At 48.2% G+C, this 18,510-nt stretch carries 8 protein-coding genes; 6 read left to right on the forward strand and 2 right to left on the reverse strand.

The genetic code is table 11. From position 1 onward, the window contains the following. Positions 1 to 25: 25 nt before the first annotated feature. Positions 26 to 2,488, forward strand: coding sequence for a hypothetical protein (locus MHB37_RS16265; protein ID WP_405168242.1), 2,463 nt, complete (start codon positions 26 to 28; stop codon positions 2,486 to 2,488). 60 nt (positions 2,489 to 2,548) lie between these two features. After that, a complete protein-coding gene (locus MHB37_RS16270; RefSeq protein ID WP_405168243.1) occupies positions 2,549 to 3,589 on the forward strand; it encodes a hypothetical protein in 1,041 nt (346 codons plus the stop codon). A 370-nt stretch (positions 3,590 to 3,959) separates the two neighbouring features. Here MHB37_RS16270 and MHB37_RS16275 read toward each other — a convergent pair whose 3' ends face one another. Continuing rightward, a complete protein-coding gene (locus MHB37_RS16275) occupies positions 3,960 to 5,687 on the reverse strand; it encodes a sensor histidine kinase (protein WP_405168244.1) in 1,728 nt (575 codons plus the stop codon). Between the two features lie 31 nt (positions 5,688 to 5,718). Beyond that, on the reverse strand, positions 5,719 to 7,002 hold the full coding sequence (locus MHB37_RS16280) for a response regulator (RefSeq protein WP_076218693.1): 1,284 nt from the start codon (positions 7,000 to 7,002) through the stop codon (positions 5,719 to 5,721). 270 nt (positions 7,003 to 7,272) lie between these two features. Here MHB37_RS16280 and MHB37_RS16285 point away from each other — a divergent pair, with 270 nt between their 5' ends. The 4 genes from MHB37_RS16285 to MHB37_RS16300 all read left to right on the forward strand — a co-directional run bounded on the left by MHB37_RS16285 (position 7,273) and on the right by MHB37_RS16300 (position 18,135). Beyond that, a complete protein-coding gene (locus MHB37_RS16285; protein WP_076303721.1) occupies positions 7,273 to 9,447 on the forward strand; it encodes an alpha-amylase family protein in 2,175 nt (724 codons plus the stop codon). Positions 9,448 to 9,510: 63 nt separating this feature from the next. After that, the gene (locus MHB37_RS16290) at positions 9,511 to 11,676 is read left to right on the forward strand and encodes a GH92 family glycosyl hydrolase (RefSeq protein WP_405168245.1); all 2,166 of its coding nucleotides are present in this window, start codon (positions 9,511 to 9,513) and stop codon (positions 11,674 to 11,676) included. Positions 11,677 to 12,089: 413 nt separating this feature from the next. Beyond that, the gene (locus tag MHB37_RS16295) at positions 12,090 to 13,187 is read left to right on the forward strand and encodes a hypothetical protein (protein WP_405168246.1); all 1,098 of its coding nucleotides are present in this window, start codon (positions 12,090 to 12,092) and stop codon (positions 13,185 to 13,187) included. Between the two features lie 25 nt (positions 13,188 to 13,212). Continuing rightward, a complete protein-coding gene (locus MHB37_RS16300) occupies positions 13,213 to 18,135 on the forward strand; it encodes an S-layer homology domain-containing protein (protein ID WP_405168247.1) in 4,923 nt (1,640 codons plus the stop codon). Positions 18,136 to 18,510: the final 375 nt, after the last annotated feature.

Below are 18,510 nucleotides of genomic sequence, written 5' to 3' on the forward strand. Positions count from 1 at the left end.
ATGAGATAAAGGAGATATGCATAACATGGCAGCAAAAGAATGGGGAGACTGGGGAGCACGCTGGATCTGGCCGCAGGAGGAGCAAGGATCAGCGGATAGGGAACAGCAGCACGAGCGTGCGTACTTTCGCAGAGTGTTCGAACTGCCAGCTGGTATCGGAAAGACCTGCACCCTGGATTTGGCCATTACCGCAGACAGCCGCTACAGGCTGTTCGTCAATGGGCAGCGTTTATGGGCCGGTCCTTGTAAAGGACATGGTCATATACAGTATTATGAAGAATTCAGTCTGGACAATGTTCTACAACCAGGTTTAAATGTGCTTGCTGTTATGGTCGTTCATTATGCAGGGACTACGCCCTTTGAACTGGGTGAAGACGGACCTTTGTCCGTCTGGCGCTCGCAAAAAGGCGGTCTGCTTGTGGAAGCGGCAGTTACACAAGGCGGGCAGCTAGTACAGGAGCTAAATACGGATAGCTCATGGAAAAGTATTAAGGATCGCAGCTATAAGCTCCAGCAGTTTCCGATCATACGCTGGATGGGTGGACTGGAAGAAGTGGGGGGTGACGCAGCGCTGCTGGATTGGACACTGCCCGAATATGATGACAGTGCCTGGCTTGCTACCGGAATTGTGCAACCGGTGCGGGATGAATATGGCCAATTAACCCCTTGGCAGCTGGCCCGGCGTCCGATTCCGCTGTTGTATGAGCGGGAGCAATTTTTTCTGAAGCTAATGCGCAGCAGTAGCGGGGTAGGGCAAGCCTTTTTTGAGGAAGGGCATAGTCTGGAGCTGCGAAATGGAGATGGCGGCGCTTCACCCAACGCAGTACTGCCTTCCGCTGGAATAACAATAGAAGCAGGGCAACATTTTTGGTTGGAGTTGGATGCTGGCGAGCTAACCACAGGGTATTTGCAGCTTAGACTTCTTGGAGGCAAAGGTAGCCGGATTACCCTACTATGCGCTGAGTGTTATGAAGAAGAAACGGGGGATGATGAGATTCGCCGCAAAGCTGTCCGCGATAATACGAAGGAACATGTATTAAGAGGGGGCTACGATAGCTATCACCCGGCAGGTTACGGCATCTCTGCGCGGATGGAAATCTACGAACCGTTCTGGTTCCGTACTTTCCGCTATGTACGGCTGGAAGTGCAGGCTGGTGTCGAGCCTCTAACGATTTCTAGCTTTAGCTATAGGGAGACCGGATATCCACTGCAGCCGGAAGGAAACTTTCACTGCTCCGATGAACAATATAACCAACTATGGGAGCTCAGTGTACGAACACTTCAGCGCTGCATGCATGAGACCTACGAGGATACTCCGTATTATGAACAGCTGCAGTATACCATGGATACCAAACTGATGATGGAGTTTACGTACCTATTATCAGGGGACGACCGGTTAGCGCGGAGAGCTATGGAAGATTATAAGGCCTCTCAGCTACCAAACGGGATGCTGCAAAGTCGCTATCCCTCTGTGCTGCCGCAGGTCATTCCTTCCTTCTCCCTATATTGGATCGGAATGATTCATGACCACTACAGATCCTTCGGGGATATGGCCTTGGTGAATCAGTACCGGTTAGCGCTGTTATCTGTGCTGGACTGGTTCGATCAACATCTGACTCCGGAGGGTCTGGTGGACAGAACGCCCCGCCAATATTGGAATTACTTCGATTGGGTGGAGGAATGGCCGCTCGGCGCACCGGATTGTACGGATGATGCACCCGCAACCGTACTGAGCCTGATGTATGCGGCCGCGCTGGAGCAAGCGGCTGAATTGCTTGCAGCCAGCGGTTGGACACAGATTGCTGGTGAACTGCGTCAACGCAAAGCGGCGGTCAACGCTGCGGTAATGGATTGCTGCCGGCTAACGAACAGTCTGCTGTTCCGCGACAGTCCGGAGGCAACTGCGGGAACGCAGCATAGCCAGCACACGCAGGTCTGGGCGGTTTTGGCGGGCACAGTGGATGTTGTAGAAGGGGCGGCACTGCTGGAGTCAACGTTAACAGACACATCACTGGCTAAGCTTTCGTTGCCGATGAGCTACTATCTATTCCGCGCGCTAGAGAAATGCGGAATGTATGACCGCTCGTTCGGACTATGGACACGGTGGTTGAAGCAGTTGGAGCTTAATCTCACTACACTTCCAGAAATAGATTCAACCGGCACCAGAAGTGACTGCCACGCATGGAGCGCACTGCCGATCACTGAGTTCACCAGAGGGATATTGGGTGTCCAACAAGGAATAGAGGGAATAACTATAAAGCCCCACTATGGAGAACTGCGGCAGGCCAGCGGAACCGTAAATACAAGTATCGGCCCAATAAACATCAAATGGGAGATCCGTTCAGTAACAGGACAGGAGATCTTCCACATGAAAGCTTCCTGGCAAACCGGATCGGCAATTACAATAATTCTGCCTAATCATGAAGTGCATGAGACAGATGAGGGTTACTTTTACAAGGAGATCGACATTAGTCACCTTAGCTGTTAGTCTGATTTCAGTTGATTTTGTTTTCATGATTCATACACCGGAGGGGGATGGGGAAGTCATATGTTCAGATCGTTCGGCCGCAATATCCGCCTAGTCCTGGTGTTGTTCATTACTGTCTATATTGTCGCTTCGAGCTTCATTCTGTACCGTACTATGGAGCATAGAAGCCTTGACATGCTGCGGCAGCTATCCGTTCAGTACACTGGCCAGCAGCATAAGAACACACTTCTGTTCATGAACTGGCTGGAGGAGACCTCGAAGCTTATATCCAACAACCAGGTGGTGCAGAATGCGCTGAAAAAACCAACATATGACGGGGCAATCTCTCCGATACTTGAGGGCATACGTTCTTCCAGTAGTGACATTCTCGGCATTTACATTTGGGGAGAAGCAGGGGGAACTTACTCCTCGAGCAATGTTTCCGGGTTGCTGCCCTTTGCAGAGATCAAAAAAGATCCAGGGATGGAACAATTTCTAAATAACCGAGAGCAGGCTTTGCGCTGGACGGTGCTGAACCGGGAGCATCTAATGAATGCACCTTCGGATCTGCGCGACCGTCTGTTGCTTGAAGTAAAAATTAAGGGTTCGATGGGAGACGTCCTCGGTCTGCTCTCGCTCGAAGTGGAGATTGACAAGCTTTACAGCTTCTACCTATCTGGCGAGAATACAATCTACGGGGAAAATGAAGTTTACCTACTGACCGGAAACGGGAAGCTATTGAGTGCTGCCGATGTCCCGAAGGAGCGACTGCAGGAGATCAAAGCAGCACTAGTTACTTCGGAAAAAGCTACCTTGGCTGAGCCAGTGACACAGGGTATCGATCAAAATAGTACAGGCAGAGGTGATGCAGATCTGCTGGAGCGGGAAACGGCTGACGGCCTGATTTTGCTCTATCCACTACCGGAATCGGCAGAGCGGATTGTCACCTATATCTCAGCAGATGGCATGAATGCAGAGCTGCGAACGTTTAAGTATTTAATGCTCGCCCTGAACCTCGTAGTGTTCATAGTGTTCTGGCTGCTGATCTCAGTGCTTAGCGGCAGTATAGTTAATCCACTGAAGCAGTTGTACCTGAAGATTAATTCAACAATGAAAGACTAAGATAAGATGGAGTCTGAATCATGAAAATCGCTAACCGAAGTGTATTTCATACATCTAGCGTGGGCAATAAACGGATGAAGTAAGATATAGTTGTATTCAGTACACTTATTATTCGGAAAGTTAGTTGCTGCCAACAGAATTGGAACGTATAGATGTACCAAATACACTTAAACTTCTGCTCGCTGCAAAAAAAGGGTGCTTTAGCTGTATTAAATACAACTAAAGCACCTATAATTCTCGAAAGTATCTTTAATTTGCCACTACTCAGAATAAAACAAGAAATCGTCTTTTTAAGCAAAGTAGAAGTCCCGCCTACCCACTCAAAAAGGATCGATTTCTTTGTTATGTCCGCATTTATAAACTAAATTCGCTAATTGGGCAGTTCCTTCTTCAAGTTGATCGTAACTGTGGTGCCTTGCCCCGGTGTGCTGGAGATACTTAAACCATATTGAGGACCATATTCCAGTTTAATTCGTTCGTCCACATTTCTTAGTCCATACCCGCTCTGAAACAACACATCTTCCTTGGCTTGGCTAAGCGTCGCACCGTTGGAAAATCCCACCCCGTCATCAGTCACTGTGAAGCGAATCTCATCTGCCACTAATTCGCCTTTAATCCAGATTCGGCCCATCCCGCGTTTCTCGCTGATGCCGTGTTTGATCGCATTCTCTGCAATAGGCTGAAGAATCAGCTTCAGAATGCGAACCTTGCGCAGCGATTCCTCAATCTCGTATTCAATCTCGAACTTATCCGGAAACCTCATTTGCTCAACTGTCACAAAACTCTGCACCAAGCGGATTTCTTCGTCCACGGTCACGAACTTGTCGCCTTTATGCAGGCTGATTCGAAAAAAGGTAGCTAATGAAGAAATCAGTCGTTCGATATCGGGCTGCTTCTTCAGTCGGGCAATCCAGGCAATTGCATCCAGTGTGTTGTAGAGAAAATGGGGATTGATCTGTGATTGAAGTGCGGTCAGCTCAGCTTTCCGTTGCTTTTCTTTCTCCTCATCTTTCTCCAGCATTAATTGGCTGATCCGCTCCACCATCTGATAGTAGCTGTTCTCAAGCTGAAAAATCTCATCAACCTGACCGCGCTGTTCATAAACAGCGGCCAGATCTTTTTTGCCAAACAGGCTCAGCTTCTTCTTCAAGTTCAGCAGTGGACGGGTGATTTTGGCTGCCAGATAGAAGGAAAAAATCAGCAGCACAATAAAGGTAACGCTGGCGAACAGAAGCGCATTTTGATTGCCTTTGGCGATTCCCGAGAGCAGTTTGTGATTGGAAATCACGCTGGTGAATTCCCAGCTGACCCCAAGTGTCTCCAACCGGGGATTCAAAGGATAAGTAGCAATGATGTAGGAATTTCCGTTATCTGACCAGGTACGATAGCCTTCTTTTTTACCTGGGCGAAGAGGGGCGTGTTCCTCCAAAAAATTGCCCAAGAGCCGTTTGTCGGGGTGAGAAATAATCCGATTGTCGGAAGTCAGGAAGGAGTAGCCGATGCCAGTGAAGCTGGAGGAATACAGGTCCGCCAAAGCAGCCTCCCTGACATAAATGATCACGACCCCGATATTTTGCCCTGTATTGAAATTGCGGAACTGCTGGCCGAATGGAATATACGCATTGCCTTCTCCATCCCGTTTGATCTCACCGACAACAGGCATGCTGCTCTCCTGAATGCGTTTGATGAACAGGGCTTCAGGCACCTCCAGCATCTGCTCCTTAGACTGGTAAGAATAAAGCATATTATCGTTGGTGCTGATAATCACGTTACCCACCAGGTCGTTCTGGGCCAGCATACCGTCGATGATAGCTCCGATTCGCGATTCCTTATCAGCTGACGGCAGGGAATCATTATTGATGATTTGGTAGATATCACTGTTCACCAGAAACCGCAGAAACAACATTTGAATGTCATCGACCATGAGCTCCACGCTAAGCCCAATTTGGCGCTGAGTCTGAACGACATGGCGGTACAGATCCTTTTGTAGGTAGGTATAGGAATAAAAATTGAAAATAACGAGCATCAGCACCAGATGCAGAGACAGTCCTGCTAACAGAACAACAACAATCCGGCTTTTGATCTTGAACCGCCTCATCCAGGAATCCATCCGGTTGGCTAGTCTCCGCTTACCCATAGGTTTTTGCATATTCACTCGGCGGGATGCCCGTCATTTTTTTGAAGATCTGGCTAAAATATTTGGAGTCGGTGAAGCCGACCTGATTGCCAACCTCGTACACCCGATACTTCGGATTGCGCAGCATACGTTTGGCTTCCTCGATACGGTATTCCGTCAGACATTCGTAAAAGGTTTTGTTCAGATCTTTACGGAATAGATGCATCAAATGGGTTGGACTGACGAAGACCGCCGCAGCAACCATCTCAACGGTAATGTTTCCGGCATAGTGCTCCCGGATAAAAGCGAGTGCGTCCCTGATTTCACGCCGGCACCGAGCCCCAGCCTCTTCTTCAGCATACAGCACACGTTCAATGCCAGAAAGGGCACGCTGCGCAGCAAGTACAGCCTGCCGGTATGAATCTACGATCCCGTTCCATTCTCCCGCAGGTTTACCTATGCCGACGCTTAAGGCCTGGCCGAAGTGCTGTTGGCTCCATTCAGATAGTTGTTTGCCCAATTTTCGTGCAGAATCTCCGGCCAGCTCTGGTTCCCCGGTCCGAAGGATCATAACCCACTCCAGATGGCTGTCCCGGAATAGACACAGTTGCTCAAAAGAATGCGCTTCCAGAATAGTCGCCGCTGCATCCTCCAGCGCTTTGCCTACAGTATTTCCTTGAAGGCCGTTATCAGGAGGAAAGGTAATGGACAGCGGTAGGATAGCTTTTCCAGGTTCCAATTGCAGTTCCAGTAATTTTATCTTATTTGAAATAAACTCTTCGTCATGCAGTTGGTCATGCAGCAAATCCTGCCAGAACTGCTTGGAGATCGAGGCCAATTCCTCATTAAGCTGTGAATACCGCTTGGAGAGTTGCTTTTTGCCAAGGATTTCATCCCCGACGCTTCGAACTGTATTTGCAAGTTCTTCTATATTAATGGGCTTTAGCAAATAGGTGGAGGCGCCATAACGCAAAGCAGCCTGCGCATATTGAAATTCGTCATAACCGCTGAGCACGACAATCCCTACGAGCATGTCCTGTTCCCGTATTTTTTCGATGAGCTCAAGACCGTTCATATACGGCATACGAATATCGGTAATGATCACATCTGGACGGTGCACTAGGGCAAGCTCCAATCCTTCCTCGCCATTGCTGGCTTCTCCTATGATCTCGACGTTGTATTCTGCCCAGTCTATGGTCTGGGTGATGCCCATGCGGACCAGATATTCGTCATCCACTACAAGCGCTTTCAACATTGGCTTCACCTCGAAGTAGTTTCTAATATGTCTTACAGCCATTATAAACATGAAACCTCTTAAAGAGGAGGTATAATTTCTGAGGTTGTCAGGATCGCAAACGATTTCGCAGTATATTCCCCGGTGACTCTGCGCAGTGACTGCCACGTAGCGTAAGGATCAAACATTTCAACAGCTTCGCAAACCGTTTCATAGGATTCCATCCTAACTTTTGCAAAATCCACTGTGATAGACTTTAAGCGTAAAAGAGCAGTAAGCGCTTTTATAAACATAGAGAGATCGAAATTGAACGTTGTAGGAGGAGTACACTAGATGCAAGATTCATTTATTCCATTTGGGTTTCAATATTACCGTTCCCCGACCCCCTTCCGTGATCAATGGGAACAAGACCTAAGCAATATTGCCGGACAGGGCTTCAATTGTGTGAAATATTGGGTACAATGGCGCGCGAGTGTGTCCAAAGAAGGGACCTATCATTTCGATGATATTCAGGAGCTAATGGATATTGCGCAGAGGAATGGTTTGAAGGTCATTTTGAATGTAATTTTCGACGTGGCGCCGGCCTGGTTCTATAAAAAATATCCTGATTCCAAAATGGTTACAGCGGACGGTTCCATTCTGGAACCAAGGGCGATTAACTGCCGCCAGATCGGCGGAGCGCCGGGGCCCTGTTATCATCATCCAGCTGCCGCCGAAGAAAAGGCAAAGTTTCTGGCGGAGACGGTGAAGACTTTTAAGGATCATCCGGCGCTCTGGGTCTGGGATTTATGGAATGAGCCTGAACTAACCACAGGAATCAAGCGCAAGTTGTCTTTTGACAACCAGGTGTGTTATTGCGAGCAATCGCTGTGGGTGTTCCAAGAATGGCTGAAAAATAAATATGTTACTTTGGAAGCCCTCAATGAATCATGGCAGCGGACTTACGGGAGCTGGGAGGAAGTAGAGGCACCGCGTGGACAAGGCGTATTTAATGATCTGGTGGACTGGCGCCTGTTCATGTCCGGTACTTTAACGGATGAGCTGCGGAGCCGGGTAGATATAGTGAAGTCACTGGATCTTTTGCATCCTGTTATGGCCCACACTGTGCCCGCCCCTATCTTTAATATGATTACAGCGGGTTCGGACGACTTCAAGCTGGCTGAGCCCTGTGACTTGACAGGCAATAGCCTTGGGTCCTCGGCCTGGTCTGCTGATCTACTGATCTCTGCCGCCAAAGGTAAACCCATTATCAATTCGGAGATTCATGCTTTGCCAGGCAATACTGCAATGAAGCCGCGTCAGCCGGACCTGCGGGAAATGAAACGGCATATTCTGACCCCGCTCGCTCGTGGCATCACGGGATATTTGTTCTGGCAGTACAGACCAGAGATATTGGGACAGGAGGCCCCTGCATGGGGCAGTGTATATTTGGACGGAAGTCCAACCCCATGGTACAAGGATATGGCTCATCTAAATAAGCTGGTGCAAAACAATAAGCAAGAGCTGATGCATGCAAAACGGCGCGGAGACGGGATTGCCATTCTGTTCAGTCCGCAGAACCAGGTTGCTAACTTTGCGGCACATGATCATCTGGACACCTACAACGATTCCTTACAAGGCGCCCATAAACTACTGCATGAGCTCAATTATAAAGTTGAATTTCTGCATGAGACGGATGTTAACGAGAAGACACTGGAGCAATACCACTGCTTGTGGATGCCTTATCCTCTATATTTGAACCGCAAACTGTGTGACATCCTACGCCAGTGGGTGGAAAAGGGCGGGATCTTGATTTCGGAATGCTCGTTCGGTGCACTTCAGGCAGAGAATGGCTGCCACAGCTATACGGTGCCCGGTTATGGATTTGACCAGGTGTTCGGGGTCCGTGAGACTTGGATTCATTCCGCTGAGAACCTGGATCACAGCTATCATCAGGTTGCGTTCGAATCACGGACAGCGATTCCGTTGCGGAATGTTATGGAGCACAGCAAGGCGGAGGAATCGGCAGCAGACGATACGGCGCACGGATCCTATTACAAATCGGATATCGAGCTGGAAAGCCATGTGAAGGTACTGGCTGAATTTGCCGAGGACCGCATGCCTGTGTTGACTACCGCCGCTTATGGCAACGGGCGTGCCGTATGGTTCGGTACCTTGCTTGCGGCTGCCTACTGGCAGGATGGACATCCCGGAACGCTTCAGCTGGTGCGGGATCTATTACAGAAGGAACTAAAGCTGCAGCCGTATGTACAAGCAAGCGGCGGTGTCCGCGCGGATCTCTCCGAGTGGGAAGGTGAGCAGGACCGAGGGGCATTTCTTTATGTTCATAATGAAGGGGATATGGCGGTTAAGGCTGACGTTACGCTGGGTATTGTTTATACTTCTGTCGAACCGTGGTTTGATGATGGCAGCGCTGAAATTCAACCAATGAATCTATTGAAACCCACAACTACAAAACTGACTGTGCGGGTGGAAGCTGGAGATGTTCAAGTATTCCGATTATCTTAACCGGTATCAGTAAAGAGCGGAGAATATAGAGCCGGTGAAAACTGGCTAAAGGAGTGTATCTATTTGGGTTGGTTAGATTATGTAAATCCATTACAGGGGACGGAGTCAGATTTCCGGTATTCACATGGCAATACACTGCCACTTACAGCGCTGCCATTTGGTATGGCGGCTTGGTGCCCGCAAACCTATGAAGCAGGTGGAACCTGGTTCTTCCACCCGCGCCATCGCCACCTAGAGGGCATCCGGCTGACCCATCAGCCCAGCCCGTGGATCGGAGATTATGGGCATCTGACCCTGTTGCCGCAGACAGGTCCACTGCTCCTCAGTCCCGGTTCACGTTCTTCTTCCTTCAAAACGGAAGAGATGCAAGTGTCCCCTCACTATTTCGATGTGTTTCTTCAACGTTACCGCACCCGGCTTGAGCTGACTCCAACCGAACATTGTGCAGCGATAAGAATAACTTTCGCTGAGAGGCAGCAGAACAGGCTTATTATAGCACCTCTGAAAGGTGAGTCACATCTCACCTTCCAGCCGGATAAACGTAGAATCACCGGCTACACAAGAGGCCATACCGCCGGGGTGCCCGATAATTTCGCGATGTATTTCGTGTTCCAGTTCGATAGGGATTTTCACATGGAGGAGTCGGGAATCTTTAACGGAGATTATCAGCCACTGGGGACCCATGAAGGGACTGGCGAACGACTGGGCGCTTACGTAGGAATAGCTGCACCGGAATCTGGCATAGTGGGAGTGAAGTGCGGGACTTCCTTTATTAGCGGAGAGCAGGCGCTGCTTAATCTGAACCGAGAGATTGGGGAAGACGGCTTCGGAGAGATCTTGAATAAAGCAGAGGCAAGCTGGGAAGAACGGTTGGGGCGCATTGTTGCTGAAAGCGCAGATGAAGAGAACCTCCGCACCTTTTACAGCTGCATGTACCGAATCTGCCTGTTCCCGAGAACGTGGCATGAATATAACGAGCAGAACGAGAAAATCCATTACAGCCCTTTTAATGGCAGCATCTGCCAGGGTCCAATGTATTCGGATATCGGGCTGTGGGATGTATACCGAACCAGCCTTCCTTTATACAGTATCTTATTCCCATCTTTATTGGGTGAGATTATGCAGGCGTGGACATTGGCATACAAGGAGAGCGGCTGGCTGCCAAAGTGGCTGTCACCAGGGGAGCGCAGTGCCATGCCAGGCACACTGATTGATGCCGCAGCTGCGGATGCCGTGGTTAAGGGCATCGGCGGATTTGATACAGAGGTACTGTATGAAGGTCTTCTGAAGCATGCAGATCGTCCATCAGTGGACGAGAAGCTGGGCAGAAGGGGCCTTGAATTGTACTTGCAGCATGGTTATCTGCCGCATGACCGTTTCCATGAAAGTGTAAGCAACACGTTGGATTATGTATACGGAGATTTCTGTATTGCGCAGATTGCCAAAACACTTGGCAAAATGGATGATTATGAGCGTTTTATGGCTCGGGCACAGAATTATAAGCTGCTGTTTGATCCAACAGTTGGGTTTATGAGAGGTCGCAATGAGGACGGTACTTGGCAGGAAGCATTTGATCCTCTGGAGTGGGGTAATCCGTTTTGTGAAGGCGGGGCTTGGCAGGGGAGCTGGGCAGTGCCCCACGACTTCCCGGGACTAGCCGGGCTGATGGGTGGTGAAGAGGCTTTTGTCCAGCGTCTGGATCAGTTGATGACCGAGGAACCGGTATTTAAAGTGGGATCCTATGGTTTGGAAATACACGAAATGTCGGAAATGGCCTCCGCCGATCTGGGGCAGTTTGCCATCAGCAATCAGCCGAGCTTCCACATTCCTTATATATTTGCCAGACTGGGAGTGCTGTCCAAAACGCAATATTGGGTCCGCAAAACCATGACCGAACTGTTCAGCAGCCAGATGGATGGTTTACCCGGCGACGAAGATAACGGCAGCATGGGTGCTTGGTTTATTTGGAGCGCCATCGGCCTGTACCCTTTAAGTCCTGGAATTCCTGAATATGTGCTCGGCAGCCCGCTTTTTGATAAGGTAACTATTCAGCTTGAAAATGGGCAGCAATGGATCATTGAAGCAGAGAACAACAGCCCCGCCAATGTGTACAGTAAATCCGTCCACTGGAACGGATCGCTATGGCAGCACCACTCTCTGTCACATGATGAGATTGTCAAAGGTGGAGTCTTGAATTTCTGTATGTTTTCGGGCACAGATCAGTCTTAAGAACAATGCAAGGCAGTCTGGAAAATTCCGGACTGCCTTTGTTTTTATTAGATGATTTTACAATCAAAAAAAATTGAGGAACACACTAAATCAGTGATGATTGCAAATCGACTTTTCTATAAATCACTCCGATCCCGTAATTGCATGGATATCATGCTTGATATACAACAATTTGCTGCTCAATCCCGACAAACGCGCTGAATTCCTGCACATTGTACAACATTCCACGTTCGAATACGTAACTTTTCTATTCTCCGCAGCATTTTTTATGGGGCGAAAACTGGCCTTTACGGTCAAATCGTGAAATGGCAAACCATTTCGCAGCTTTCTCGCCTGTTATTTCAAGGTAAACATGTCTAATATCGAAGAGAATGAAAGCGCTTAACACCAAGGAAGAGAGGAGGAATCAATATATGACTCTAAAACTTCATTCCAAAAGAAATCAGCTAATCGTTATTCTGACCGCTCTGTTAGCAGGAAGCCTGCTGCTGATTGGTGCGAAGAAGTTGCAAGCTCCACAAGCAGAAGAAATGCTTCTGACCCTTAACGGGCAGGAGGCCACAGCAGCGGAGTTCAACTGGCATCTTCAAATGAATCGGGCACTGATTGTTGATTATTTTAAACAAACTTACAACGCCGACTATTCAAAAGACTTCTGGTCTGCCTACTATTCCGGCGAAAATCCAATGCAGAAATGGATCAATACAGCTCAAACTCAGCTTTTGACGAAGCGGATGGAGCTACAGCTTGCTCAAGAAGCAGGAGTCGTAACGGATATCAGTTTTGAAGGTTTTCTCAAGGAGATGGAGCGCGAGAATAATCGGCGGAGTCAGGCAGTAGCGAATAAGGAGGTGGTGTATGGTCCTCTTCATCTGGAGGCGCAGGCCTATTTCAGTTATTACATGAGCAACCTTGAGGATGCCACGATTGAGGCCATGCGCAGTAACGGAAGTATCGTGATTTCAGACGAACAGGTGAAATTGGAATATGCAGCAAATCTAATTGCGAAATATTCTCTGCCGGGAACGATTCGTCTGGAATGGGCAACGCTTCCCTTTGGCCCAGAAACAGAGTACAAAGATCAGCAAAAAGCCTTAGAAAGAATGGTAAAGCTCCATGCAATAGCAACAGCGACAGCAGCAACAGATTCTTCAGGCACAGGCTTCCAAGACCAGGCAAAAGAGTTTGGCGTAAACGTTGGCGAGGTGAAAATAACAAGTGCTTCACGGCGAACAGCAGCTCTGGAAAATCCAAAGGTATTGCTTACCGCAGAGCAACTGGCGCCGGGAGAGTTTAGCGGTTTGTTTACTGAAAATGGGGCTATCCACCTACTTTACTGCCTGTCGGCAGATGATGCAGCTGTTCAGCCGTTCGATCATGTGAAGGATGCCATCGCACTGAATTTGGCGCAGCAGAAGTATAGATCCATTGTGGACGAAAAGCTGTCCGAAGCTGTCGTGGAATGGAATTACCCGATGGCTGAAGATCTCGCAAACCATACCATCCAATAAATGTTCAAGGGGGAATAATACAATAATGTTCAAAAAACTCGCAAAATCACTGCTTATAATGGTGCTGATCTTCACAGCGGTGCTTCCTGTAATGGGCGTTTCTGCCCATGCTGAAGAGACGAATGCCGATGATTTCTCAACCCTACCGGCAGCGGAACACAGGTCCGAGAACTGGCTAATTGACAGTAGTAATCCTCAGTTTTTCGAAGGAGATGCAGCCCGGCTGGTCAGAACCTCCACGGAGACTGGCTATGCCATTTACACTTTGACTGGAGTTCAGTCGTTTACGCTTCATGCATATTATTTCTCTGGTTCCACGGCTGTTATCAAGTTCTACGGATCGCCAGATGCAGATATCTGGACGGAGCTTCCAGCCATCAACGACAGTCCCACCGCAACCGGTTCTGGCTGGTACGGAACAGTATATACACCCTCGGGGGCGCTGCCGGATGGTGTCAATTATCTCAAAATTGAAGTCAGTGGTGACCTCGATACCTGGCTGATGCAGCTTGGGCACCTTACGCTCTCCAATGTGTCGCTTGCACCAAAAACGATTGTTGATGAGCTTGACGACATCGCACAGCTTTATGCACACAGTACAAATTGGTCTTTAGATACAAGCAATCCCGCTTTTTTTGGTGGAGATCATTCTCGTGCGGTGAGAACAGCAGACTCAGCAGAATCACTCGTGTACCATTTGCATAATCTGCAACATTTCACAGCCCGCATGCATTCCTTTGCCGGGTCTAGCGGGACTATCAAGTTCTATGGTTCGGCGGATGCATCCACTTGGACAGAACTTTCTGCTGTTCATGAACCTCCACAGGCCACTGGTGATGCGGCTTGGACTGGGACGAATTATACTCCGGCACAAGGGATACCTTCCGGCATTCATTATTTAAAAATCGAGCTTAGCGGTGATTCCGCACCCTGGCTGATGCAACTAGGATCGGTCACTTTATCCAACCGCTTGCCTGGAGATGGAGGGAGCAGCGGTGGAGACGGAGAATATTATGTGGATTCATTTGCAGGCAGCGACAACAACGATGGAAAAACACCGGAGACTGCCTGGAAGACCTTCTCTGTAGTGAATCAGACTACCTTTGAAGCTGGGGATCGTATTTTGTTAAAGAAGGGTGGAATCTGGAACGAACAATTATATCCTAAGGGCAGCGGCACAGATGAAGAACCGATTACAATATCTGCCTATGGGAGTGGAAGCAAACCGATTATCAACGGTGGAGGCATGGCCGGAGCAGCTGTATACCTACGTAACGCTTCGAACTGGGTGATTCGGGATCTTGAGGTCACTAATTATGCTTCCGAGAGGGGAAGTGTTTACCGGGAAGGTATTATGGTGGAGAACGCAAATGGAGGAACATTAAGTAATATCCGCATTCAGGATAACTATGTCCATGATGTATCAAGCAGTTTCCGTTATCCAACGGTTTCCGGAGCCGAAGGTGGCCCACATGCGTTTGGAGGTATCTCCGTATATGTGGGCGGAACGACGGGCACGGACAAGTTCGATGGGGTATGGATCGAGGGCAATACAGTGGAACGGATAGGCCGGACCGGTATTGTGGTATGGGATCAGCGTTTTAACGGAGCAGACTATGCTACGGTCAATGTTACGATCCGTGGAAATTATGTCAAACAAGCCGACAGCGACGGTATTCTCACCTTCGGTGCGGATGGAGCGGTGATTGAGCATAACATAGCGGAGGAAGGCGGAAATTATTCCGAAGAAGGCGAGTTTAACGGATCTGCCGCAATTTGGCCGACTCGCGGCAAGAATAATATCGTCCAGTTCAATGAGTCTTTTAACACGAACAAACCAGAGGGAGATGGTCAAGGCTTCAATCTGGATATCGATACGATGGACAGTGTGGTTCAATATAATTACAGCCATGGCAACAAAGGCGGATTCATGCTTTTTGTCGATGCCCGTTTGACTCCAGGCGTGCTGACAGGCTCCTCTAACAATGTAGTCAGATACAACATCAGCCAGAATGATCTAACGCATACGTTTAATTTTGCAGGCGGGGTTACGCCAGATACACAAATCTATAACAATACTATCTATATCGGAGCTGGGCAAAACACCAAAATTATCGATCATGAATGGGATGACGCAGGAAATATTAACGCTCCATATTCTTTTAGGAACAATCTGGTCTACAACCTTGGTCAAGGAGGTTATAATCTGCCAGGGGTGAACGGTAGCTTCGACCATAATCTATTATATGGCAACCATCCAGTAAGCGAGCCGGAAAATACCAATCCTATCACAGCAAATCCACTCTTAGTTGCTCAGGGCACCGCCGGAATGGGCTGGAATACAGTGGACGGTTACAAGCTGAGAGAGGGGTCTCCTGCACTTGGGGCCGGTGCTGTCATTGCAGACAACGGTGGGCGGGACTACTGGGGCAATCCCGTTTCAGCAGCAACTCCACCGAATATTGGAGCTTATAATGGACCCGGACTTGATCCTGCTACGCTTCCAGAAGCCCCTGTAGATGATCTGCGACTATATTTTCAAGGTTTAAAAATTGCTCCTCATATTACAGATGGTAATAACGGCGGCATGTCGCTACAACTTCAATTTACGAACAGTTCCAGTGTGGATCCTCTGAGAATTAAAAAGATTTCCTGGACCCTAGGGGAAGAGACTGGTCAGATCAGCGGTAGTGAATCGCAATTGTCTGAAATTGCCCCAAATAGTGGATTTACTTATTCAATTCCACTGCCGGGATTCTCTGAAGGGGTTAAATATCCTCTTGAGTTGACAGTTGACCTTGAAGGTTATGAGACAGTTCACCTCAAGCAAAACATAGATATTAACCGGATGCAGCATCAGTCCGATACACGAAGTCCAGCTCTGATTGATCTTGCGGACGGAACCCCTTTGCTCAACGGATATAAGGGTGCGGATGATCTTAGTGGAACAGCGCAACTACGCTGGGATGAAGAACACATTTATTTGACCGCCGATATCCGCGATGATGTATTCAGCCATAATGCCGCCGGGATTAATATTTGGCAAAATGACAGTATTCAGTTCAGTCTTGCTCCCGGTGTACCGGGCGATAGTCAATCCTGGTATGAATACGGAATCTCGCAAACCCCAGAGGGGCCGCAAATATATCGTTGGCTGTCTATGAAAGGTGCAGCTACCGGAGTGTTGACTAAGGGAACTTTAAGTGTGACCAGAGATGAGGCGACCAAGGTTACATCATATGCACTGGCACTACCTTGGAGCGAAATAAGCCCGATCCGTCCAGCGGCGAGCGATATCTTAAGCTTCTCCATGCTGGTTAACGATAATGATGGCGCGGGTCGAAAAGGATATATTGAATGGGGATCAGGCATTGGCGCTGCGAAGGACGCCTCACTTTTCCGCACCTTCCAGTTTATGAACGTAGAAGGTGAAGAAGAGACCCCACTGAGTGATAATGCCGATTTGAGCGTTTTGAGTATGGACGGTACAGACATCCCTGGGTTTGACCGTAAGAAACTGACCTATACAATAAATGTGCCCTTTTCCAAGACAGCGGTGGCTGTAACTGGGACACCTTCTGATGCAGAAGCCAAATTGACGGTAACAGGCGGAAGTGAGCTTAAGGTAGGAGATAACAGAATCGATGTTAAAGTTACCGCTGCGAACGGCATAACAACTAAGACCTACACTTTGAATGTAGTGCGGAGTGAAGAAGGTGGGGGAACAGATACGCCCGGCAATTCGTCCGGCAGCAATAATAGCAACACAAATGAGAGTAGTGGAGGAAAAATAGTTAGTCCAGTGAATATAATTTCAGCGGGCCGTATTCGCATTCAGGGTTCACCCGGTGCTGAAGGAATGAAAATTGCACAGCTTTTCACTGGAGAACTCCAAAAAGTGATGAAGGGAGTGCAAGATGGAGCTTTAGTACTTGAGCTTGCTGAAGAGGATGCGACTGCCAGTGGTGTGGCTTTTCAAGTGCCAGTTCCCGAACTAAAAGATAATGTTACTTCCCTAACTGTAAAAGCAGGTGCAGCCACAATAACACTTCCAATTGACACTTTAGGTGAGAATATTCCAGAGGGTGCCCGGCAGTTGGAGCTATCTATCCATTTTGTTGATGCGTCAACCCTTCCAGTTGCCTTACAAGAGAAATGGAAAACACATGCTTTGTTCCGGATCTCAATGACGGTAGACGGTAAGTCCAAAGAAACATTAAGCCCTTCTGCGGCAATGAAGGTATCATTTGGATATGAATTAAACCCTGATGAAGTCCCACATCAAGCCATCGTCTACTCTGTTACCGGAGAGGGAGTGGCCAAAGTGGTCAAAAACTCCAAATACGTATCAGGTACTGGAAAAATTACGTTTACATCAAGTGATTTTGGACTCTATGCTGCAGCTAATGCAAATATCCACTTCTCTGATGTTGATTCAGGCTCCACAGTCATCTTGGAAGCTTTGGCTTCCCGTGATCTTATTCATGGCACAGGTGGGGGCAAATTCGAGCCTGCCCGGCAAATTACAAGAGCGGAATTTGTTCAGCTGATAGTATCAGCGCTAGAACTTCAAGCCGAGAGTAGCAGTACTTTCAAAGATGTGAGTTCAAATGCTTGGTATTACCAAGCTGTCTCAACAGCTCAGGCGCTAAAGCTTGTTAACGGACGTAGCGAAGGCGTATTTGCCGCAAAAGAACCTATTTCCCGCCAAGAAATGGTTGTTATTCTGTTTCGCGCTCTGAGCTTAACTGCTCTCCAGTCGGATATCTCCGGCAAGGCAGCAACTTTTGCCGATGAGAATCAAATCGGTTCTTACGCGATGGATGCGGTTGAGTACCTGCGGGAGACAGGAATTGTCAACGGTTATACCGACGGTACCTTCAGACCACTGAGCCTGACCACACGTGCGGAAGCCGCTGCTTTAATTTACAGAGTAATGGAATTGTAAGCACCACAAAAGAGCTGGAGCCAAGTTCACTTGGCTCTAGCCTTTTTTGCTTACAAAGTGTTTATTAATAGGTGGCGAAAGATCTAATAATTAAAAATGTTGTTTCCTTTCACATGTATCCATTAACAGCTACAATTATTAATAAATATCTTTTGAAGTAAGGAGTGGTAAACATGGAAGAATAGCATTTATCACACTAATCACAGGACGCTATTCAGCCACTTATTTCTGTTATTAAGGATCGTTGGGTTGGACGAACCAGCCCTTTGGTCGAGTCTTTGGATGGAGGCAGTGTTACTAGTGAATTTATTGTGATGCTGAGGTTACTTCTTACTTGGATGCTACAGTCATAGAGTACGATAACTTCTTCGAAGC

Origin of the sequence: Paenibacillus sp. FSL H3-0286, assembly GCF_045040705.1 — a bacterium.
In the GTDB taxonomy this organism is placed as follows: Bacteria; Bacillota; Bacilli; order Paenibacillales; family Paenibacillaceae; genus Paenibacillus_AQ; species Paenibacillus_AQ odorifer.

Coding starts and splice junctions, on each gene's coding strand:
- MHB37_RS16270 (WP_405168243.1), top strand. CDS start 2,549: ATGTTCAGATCGTTCGGCCGCAATATCCGCCTAGTCCTGGTGTTGTTC.
- MHB37_RS16295 (WP_405168246.1), top strand. CDS start 12,090: ATGACTCTAAAACTTCATTCCAAAAGAAATCAGCTAATCGTTATTCTG.
- MHB37_RS16265 (WP_405168242.1), top strand. CDS start 26: ATGGCAGCAAAAGAATGGGGAGACTGGGGAGCACGCTGGATCTGGCCG.
- MHB37_RS16300 (WP_405168247.1), top strand. CDS start 13,213: ATGTTCAAAAAACTCGCAAAATCACTGCTTATAATGGTGCTGATCTTC.
- MHB37_RS16280 (WP_076218693.1), bottom strand. CDS start 7,002: ATGGCTGTAAGACATATTAGAAACTACTTCGAGGTGAAGCCAATGTTG.
- MHB37_RS16285 (WP_076303721.1), top strand. CDS start 7,273: ATGCAAGATTCATTTATTCCATTTGGGTTTCAATATTACCGTTCCCCG.
- MHB37_RS16275 (WP_405168244.1), bottom strand. CDS start 5,687: ATGAGGCGGTTCAAGATCAAAAGCCGGATTGTTGTTGTTCTGTTAGCA.